General features: G+C 38.2%; 8 protein-coding genes and 1 pseudogene. 5 read left to right on the forward strand and 4 right to left on the reverse strand.

The genetic code is table 11. The features are described 5' to 3' along the window. Both ACSHXM_RS20260 and rimI read left to right on the forward strand, forming a co-directional pair. Positions 1–209 (forward strand): annotated as a pseudogene (locus ACSHXM_RS20260) (hypothetical protein); the annotation flags it as partial. Between the two features lie 9 nt (positions 210–218). After that, the gene (gene rimI, locus ACSHXM_RS20265) at positions 219–683 is read left to right on the forward strand and encodes a ribosomal protein S18-alanine N-acetyltransferase (RefSeq protein WP_435691940.1); all 465 of its coding nucleotides are present in this window, start codon (positions 219–221) and stop codon (positions 681–683) included. 34 nt (positions 684–717) lie between these two features. On the opposite strand, the gene ACSHXM_RS20270 is transcribed toward rimI, so the two are convergent. Next, positions 718–972 carry an XRE family transcriptional regulator gene (locus tag ACSHXM_RS20270; protein WP_435691942.1) on the reverse strand — a complete coding sequence of 85 codons (255 nt, stop codon included), beginning with the start codon at positions 970–972 and terminating at the stop codon, positions 718–720. A gap of 246 nt (positions 973–1,218) precedes the next feature. Next, positions 1,219–1,434 (reverse strand): hypothetical protein, encoded by a 216-nt coding sequence (locus tag ACSHXM_RS20275; RefSeq protein ID WP_435691944.1) that lies wholly within the window; start codon positions 1,432–1,434, stop codon positions 1,219–1,221. On the opposite strand from ACSHXM_RS20275, the gene ACSHXM_RS20280 reads away from it, so the two are divergent. After that, positions 1,433–1,876: a hypothetical protein gene (locus tag ACSHXM_RS20280; RefSeq protein ID WP_435691946.1), complete on the forward strand. Its 444-nt coding sequence runs from the start codon at positions 1,433–1,435 to the stop codon at positions 1,874–1,876. The genes ACSHXM_RS20275 and ACSHXM_RS20280 overlap by 2 nt on opposite strands. A 136-nt stretch (positions 1,877–2,012) precedes the next feature. Here ACSHXM_RS20280 and ACSHXM_RS20285 read toward each other — a convergent pair whose 3' ends face one another. Further along, positions 2,013–2,723 carry a hypothetical protein gene (locus ACSHXM_RS20285; RefSeq protein ID WP_435691948.1) on the reverse strand — a complete coding sequence of 237 codons (711 nt, stop codon included), beginning with the start codon at positions 2,721–2,723 and terminating at the stop codon, positions 2,013–2,015. Between the two features lie 20 nt (positions 2,724–2,743). Beyond that, on the reverse strand, positions 2,744–3,010 hold the full coding sequence (locus ACSHXM_RS20290; protein ID WP_435691950.1) for a helix-turn-helix domain-containing protein: 267 nt from the start codon (positions 3,008–3,010) through the stop codon (positions 2,744–2,746). Between the two features lie 317 nt (positions 3,011–3,327). Here ACSHXM_RS20290 and prfC point away from each other — a divergent pair, with 317 nt between their 5' ends. Together prfC and argS are read left to right on the forward strand one after the other, a co-directional pair. Continuing rightward, the gene (prfC, locus tag ACSHXM_RS20295) at positions 3,328–4,905 is read left to right on the forward strand and encodes a peptide chain release factor 3 (protein WP_435691953.1); all 1,578 of its coding nucleotides are present in this window, start codon (positions 3,328–3,330) and stop codon (positions 4,903–4,905) included. A gap of 32 nt (positions 4,906–4,937) precedes the next feature. Continuing rightward, a complete protein-coding gene (gene argS, locus ACSHXM_RS20300; protein ID WP_435691955.1) occupies positions 4,938–6,674 on the forward strand; it encodes an arginine--tRNA ligase in 1,737 nt (578 codons plus the stop codon). Positions 6,675–6,727 lie beyond the last annotated feature (53 nt).

A 6,727-nucleotide genomic window follows, 5' to 3' on the forward strand; every position in this document is an offset into this window, starting at 1 on the left:
TAGCTATGAACATAGAAAAACTAGGCAAAACATCTATAGAAAAAGCAAACATATCTGATTATTCTAGTTATCCACTAGCTTGGCAAGAAAGTGACCAAGTAGATTTTGCTAATAAATTACTTTCCACACCAGAGTTTCCTTTACTTAATGATCCTCAAGTTAAAAGACAACTATGGTTAGCGATACAAAACTCAATTGGAGCTCCTTAAACAAAGTATATGAACAAGACATTTATTCCGATTACGCCTCAAAGCAGTGATCTTGGGTTTGAACTTCACAATAAAGGTCAACCTAGCCCTTGGTCTAGAAAAATTTTTGATGATTGTTTAACACCTCCTTATTTTGCCTATTACCTTGAGTCAAACTCCGATACAGTCGGATATTTTATTGCGATGAAAGTGTTAGACGAACTGACAATAATGGATATAGGAGTCAAGGAGAGTGAGCGCGGTAAAGGATATGGTAGAGATTTAATAGACTATATAATCGAGCGCAGTACTAAAGATAAAATTCAACAAGTATGGTTGGAGGTTCGCCAATCAAATACCGCCGCAATTGGTCTCTATGAGTCAGTCGGGTTTAATGTCATAGAAACACGCCACGATTATTATATTAATTCAAAGGGCAGGGAAGACGCACTAATTATGTGTTTAGAGCTTGGTGGATTTAATTTAAGTTCATAAAAATCGGGGAGTCGTGAGCTCCCCAATATAATAATTATTTGCGAGCAGCTATTACATTTAGTGCTTCTGTATCGTCTTGACGGTCAACTGCCAACTTAACAAATTTAGAAGAGTTGTAATTACAACCAACACACATAGCAATGAATTGATTCATGCTTGGTGCGCCTATATTTTTTTCCCAATTTTCGTAGGTTTTTCTCGTTTTAACGTTAGCAAGCTTGGCCATTTTTACTGTGGTTAAACCTGCGTCTAGACGCATTTTTCTTAGATCTGCACCATTAATATACATATTATTTTCCTCTGTCGATTATTGAACTACAACAGGATTGAATTGTTATAGTAATTTTATTTCAATCCAAATTTCTTACTCGGGAATTATTGTATGCAATAAAATGTGGATTCAGTTCCACATGGGAAATTAATAGGGCGATAATAGGTAAGTTTTTGATTCGTAATGATAAATATTTTTGGCTCCGGTGATAAGGAGCCAATATTAAAAGTAGGCATACCTGGTTCTTATTGCAGTGAGGTTATTTTAGGCAACTGTACCCAATACAGGTGGTGTACGTCTTGAACTGGTCATTGCTAAGTCAAACACTGGTGGTGTGCGTCTTGAGCTAGTCATAGCTAATTCAGAAACAGGCGGTGTACGTCTTGAGCTAGTCATAGCTAACTTAAATACAGGTGGCGTGCGTCTTGAGCTGGTCATAGCTAACTCAGATACAGGTGGTGTGCGTCGTGAGCTCGTCATGGCTAATTCTGAGACAGGCGGCGTGCGTCTTGAGCTAGTCATGGCTAATTCAGAAACAGGTGGCGTGCGTCTTGAACTCGTCATAGCTAATTCAGAAACAGGTGGCGTGCGTCGTGAGCTAGTCATGGCTAATTCAGAAACAGGTGGTGTGCGTCGTGAGCTTGTCATGGCTAATTCTGATACAGGCGGCGTGCGTCTTGAGCTCGTCATAGCTAATTCAGATACAGGTGGTGTGCGTCGTGAGCTCGTCATAGCTAATTCTGAAACAGGTGGCGTGCGTCTTGAGCTCGTCATAGCTAATTCAGAAACAGGTGGTGTGCGTCGTGAGCTCGTCATTGCTAATTCTGAGACAGGCGGCGTGCGCCTTGAGCTAGTCATAGCCGTCGAAGTTTCGCTTTGTTCATTTAAACTTTTTGCTTCGTTGGTGTTTATTGAAGCGTAAATTTTAGGACTGACAAACGCAGTGGTAAATACTACCAAAGTAATGGCTAATAATTTCATTCTCGTTCCTTATAAATGGGTGGGAAAATTCCCAATAAGGATTATGTCGGTTTTTTTTACAGATGTGGAGGGAAGTTTTAAACCTTTAAAATTTTAGGTAGTAATAATTTATAACTTTCATGAAAAACAACCCAAATGGATACAGTGGTTAATCCTTGAATAAGATAAGGATAGAGGGAGTAAACTAGTATCATATTAGGAACATCAAAAATATGTCTGATGAGGTATTCAAGTATCATCAAAATTTGAGTCAGTATAAAAAAAGCGGTTAATTTATACATTACCCAATCTAAGTTGATTGATTCCCCTTTGTTGGAAAAATACTGATCAACAAAACTAACCCGGTACATCAATAAGTACCTAACACCTAATGTTGATAAGTTTAACCAAATATACCAAGTTGTAGCTGGGGCTGAATAGTCGATATACAACCAATATATTTCGGCACCTAAAACTAAGATTAAAATAGGTGTAATTAGGCGAGTGATTTTGTCGTGCCGACATACATAACAAACAAACAAAGAAAAAATGATTAAGACGAATCTAATTAATAGGCCATCCAGTAACGTCATCCAGGCTATTTCACTAATTAATGCCTGAATAAATAAAATGGTGATAACAGCTATTACATTAATGTTTTCTCTACATATTATGGCTGTAAATATTAAAACACCTATATAAACGCGATCAAAAATAACTGCATTGCCAAAAGAAAATATTCCCAACGCGATAAAAAACCCTCCGAAGAGGGCTGTGATAAATTTGGGGAAGTAGGCACGTATCAACATGCCAATAGACTAAAGTATGTTTAACTTAAATTAAAGCCAAAATAGTCCATGACAGTTGAGAAAAATGACTCACGAGTTTGTTCAGAGGCTTTTTGTCGACATATTGACCACCATTTACTGATGACTTCTACACCAATACTATTCATAGTCTCTGGTTTTTCATTTTCAATAGCAGAAACAGTTTCACGACTTATGCCTACCCTTAGAGCTAATTCTTCTTGGGTGTAGCCTGACTCTTTGCGTAACGCTTTTAATTGCTCGCCACTAAACATCTTTCTACGAGACATGAAAACTACCTTTTATTTACTATTGTTATTTAAGTTTTAGGAAAAAAATTAACCTTAAAAAACAATATAAATTAATATTTCTTTTTAGTAAATAAATATTTCTATATAAACCTATTATTTTTTTTAGTTTAATATACTTGAATGCTGGGCGTTTATATTACCACGCACAAGTTCCTTCTAATTTTTAAGGCTTTCTCACCTTCACGTCACCATCTTGCGAATAACAATAATTTTTAAGAAGGAGGGACATTTAGGCCCGACTCGTATACAATTCGCGGCCAAAATATTTTGTAACCTGTTCACTTAAGAGTATTTCCATGTCCTTTCAACAAGAAGTTGATAAACGCCGTACCTTCGCGATTATTTCTCACCCTGATGCGGGTAAAACAACCATCACTGAAAAAGTACTTTTGTTTGGAAATGCCTTACAAAAAGCAGGTACAGTAAAAGGTAAAAAATCTGGTCAGCATGCTAAGTCAGATTGGATGGAAATGGAGAAAGAACGGGGCATATCCGTTACGACTTCTGTGATGCAGTTTCCGTATAAAGATCACTTAGTGAATCTTTTAGACACTCCAGGGCACGAAGATTTTTCTGAGGATACCTATCGTACATTAACAGCGGTTGATTCTTGTTTAATGGTTATTGATGCGGCTAAAGGTGTAGAAGCCCGTACTATTAAATTGATGGACGTAACACGTTTACGAGATACTCCAATTATCACGTTTATGAACAAGTTAGACCGAGATACACGTGATCCTATTGACTTGTTAGACGAAGTGGAAAATGTTTTAAATATTAAGTGTGCACCTATTACTTGGCCAATTGGTATGGGTAAAGAATTTAAAGGTGTTTATCATTTACTACGTGATGAAACCCTTTTGTATCAAACAGGTCTAGGTCACACAATTCAAGAAGTCCGTATTGTAAAAGGGCTAGATAACCCAGAATTGGATGACGCGATAGGCAGTTATGCCGAAGAATTAAGAGAAATGTTGGAACTAGTGCAAGGGGCTTCTCATGAGTTCAATCATGAAGAGTTTTTAGCTGGCGAATTAACACCGGTATTTTTTGGTACCGCCATGGGTAACTTCGGTGTAGATCACATGTTAGATGGTTTAACCGAGTGGGCTCCGTTACCACAAGGTCGGGATACTAACGAACGTAAAGTAGAGTCTAACGAACAAAAATTCAGTGGTTTTGTGTTTAAAATACAGGCTAACATGGACCCAAAACATCGAGACAGAATTGCATTTTGCCGGATAGTATCTGGTAAATATGAAAAAGGCATGAAAATGCACCACACTCGAATTGGTAAAGATGTACGTATTTCAGATGCTTTGACCTTTTTAGCCGGTGACCGAGCCTTGTTAGAAGAAGCGTACGCTGGTGACATTATTGGTTTACATAACCATGGTTCTATTCAAATTGGTGACACTTTTACTGCCGGTGAAAAGTTCCGTTTCGCTGGAATTCCAAACTTCGCACCAGAGTTATTCAAACGTATTCGTCTAAAAGATCCACTTAAACAAAAACAATTACAAAAAGGACTTATTCAGCTCTCAGAGGAAGGGGCAGTTCAAGTCTTTAGGCCACTACAAAATAACGATCTAATTGTTGGCGCAGTAGGTGTTCTGCAGTTTGATGTGGTAGTGGCTAGATTAAAAGGTGAATACAATGTTGATGCAATGTACGAACATATCAATGTTTATACGGCACAGTGGGTTAGCGCAGAATCGCCTGTTAAATTAGACGATTTTAGACGTAAAGCCGAAGCAAACTTAGCCTTGGATGGTGGAGACAACCTAACTTATATTGCGCCAACACGGGTAAATTTAAGTTTGGCTCAAGAGCGTCACCCAGATATTACCTTCCATAATACCAGAGAGCACTAAGCCTAAATTAGCCTAGTTGGAAAAGATTACAGATGAATTTACAAATATATTTATTAGCAAAATTTAGAGCCGCACTGGTAGAAATTGGTGCACCTGAAGATAGCCCAGCGCCATTAAGCCGCAGTACTCGTGCTGGTTTTGGTCATTATCAGTTTAATGGTGCTATGGCATTATCTAAGGTCTTGAAACAAAAGCCTAGAGATATAGCCGATAAAATCGTCGCGGCAGTTAAACTAGATGAAGAAGTCGAAAAGTTAGAAGTCGCGGGCCCTGGTTTTATTAATATTCATTTGAGCCCAGTATGGCTAGCTAATCAGATTAAGCAGGCTAACGCTGATCAACGTTTATTGATTGAAGCTGAATCACCTCAAACAGTCGTGGTGGATTATTCATCTCCCAACCTTGCTAAAGAAATGCACGTCGGACACTTACGTACCACCATTATTGGTGACGCCGTTGTTAAAACGTTGGAATTTTTGGGGCACAAGGTGTTACGTCAAAACCATATGGGGGATTGGGGAACACAGTTTGGCATGCTGATCACTCACTTAAATGACAAGTTAGCTGCTGACAGTGCTGCTGAAACTGCTTTGTCTGACTTAGAAGATTTTTATCGTGCTGCTAAAGTACGTTTTGATGATGAAGAAGGCTTTGCCGACCGTGCTCGTGAAAACGTCGTTAAATTACAAAGTGGTGATCCAGAGTGTATTTCTTTGTGGAAAACATTTGTAGATGTATCAATAAAACACAGTGAAGAAGTCTATTCTAAACTTAATGTGACCCTTAAACGTGAACATATTATGGGTGAAAGTGCCTATAACGAAGATCTAGCGCCAACCGTTGCTGAGTTAAAAGAGAAAGGTATTGTTGTAGAAGACCAAGGTGCACAAGTCGCGTTTCTTGAAGAGTTAGCTGATAAAGAAGGTAATCCAGCGGTTTATATCGTGCAAAAGTCTGGGGGAGGGTATTTGTATGCTACCACCGACTTAGCCGCTATTAGATATCGAAACAATACTTTAGGAGCCGATCGTACGTTAATCCTAACTGACGCTCGTCAAGCATTACACTTCAAACAAACTGAAATTGTTGCTCGCAATGCAGGCTTTATTAAACCTGAACAAAGTTATGAACATTGCCCATTTGGTATGATGTTAGGTAACGATGGAAAACCTTTTAAAACACGTACCGGTGGTACAGTTAAGCTTGCAGAGTTGTTAGACGAAGCAGTTGAACGCGCAGAGATACTTATCAATAAACGAGAGTCAGATCTCAGTGTCGAAGAGCGTAAAGCGATTGCTGAAAAAGTAGGGATCGGTGCAGTTAAATATGCTGATTTAAGTAAAAACCGCACCACGGACTACATTTTTAATTGGGATACTATGCTTAGCTTTGAAGGCAATACAGCGCCTTACTTACAATATGCTTATACTCGAATCCAAAGTATCTTTAGAAAGGCCAATATAAAAGCTAATGACCTTCAAGCTAATGTCGAAATACAGGCCGAGCAGGAATTAGCTTTAGCGGTTAAGTTATTACAATACGTAGAAGCGATGAAACAAGTGAGTTCTGATGGTACACCACATGTGTTATGCACTTATATCTATGAATTAGCGAGTTTATTTATGACCTTTTACGAAGCCTGTCCAATTTTAAAAGAAGGTATTGACGAGCAAACAAGAAATAGCCGTTTAGTCTTGGCTCAGCTTACAGCTAAAACGTTAAAGTCAGGTTTAGGCTTACTTGGAATTGAAACGATGGAAAAAATGTAATTGAATTTATATTGAGTCTTTACTTAGTTTCATTTTTTAATAAAATTATATGT

Source organism: Paraglaciecola sp. (genome assembly GCF_051252315.1).
GTDB lineage: Bacteria > Pseudomonadota > Gammaproteobacteria > Enterobacterales > Alteromonadaceae > Paraglaciecola.

What these genes read in the sequence shown, in the direction of transcription:
- rimI (WP_435691940.1), top strand. Translation starts at nt 219, where the DNA reads ATGAACAAGACATTTATTCCGATTACGCCTCAAAGCAGTGATCTTGGG.
- ACSHXM_RS20270 (WP_435691942.1), bottom strand. Translation starts at nt 972, where the DNA reads ATGTATATTAATGGTGCAGATCTAAGAAAAATGCGTCTAGACGCAGGT.
- ACSHXM_RS20280 (WP_435691946.1), top strand. Translation starts at nt 1,433, where the DNA reads ATGGCTAATTCTGAGACAGGCGGCGTGCGTCTTGAGCTAGTCATGGCT.
- ACSHXM_RS20275 (WP_435691944.1), bottom strand. Translation starts at nt 1,434, where the DNA reads ATGACGAGCTCACGACGCACACCACCTGTATCTGAGTTAGCTATGACC.
- ACSHXM_RS20285 (WP_435691948.1), bottom strand. Translation starts at nt 2,723, where the DNA reads ATGTTGATACGTGCCTACTTCCCCAAATTTATCACAGCCCTCTTCGGA.
- ACSHXM_RS20290 (WP_435691950.1), bottom strand. Translation starts at nt 3,010, where the DNA reads ATGTCTCGTAGAAAGATGTTTAGTGGCGAGCAATTAAAAGCGTTACGC.
- prfC (WP_435691953.1), top strand. Translation starts at nt 3,328, where the DNA reads ATGTCCTTTCAACAAGAAGTTGATAAACGCCGTACCTTCGCGATTATT.
- argS (WP_435691955.1), top strand. Translation starts at nt 4,938, where the DNA reads ATGAATTTACAAATATATTTATTAGCAAAATTTAGAGCCGCACTGGTA.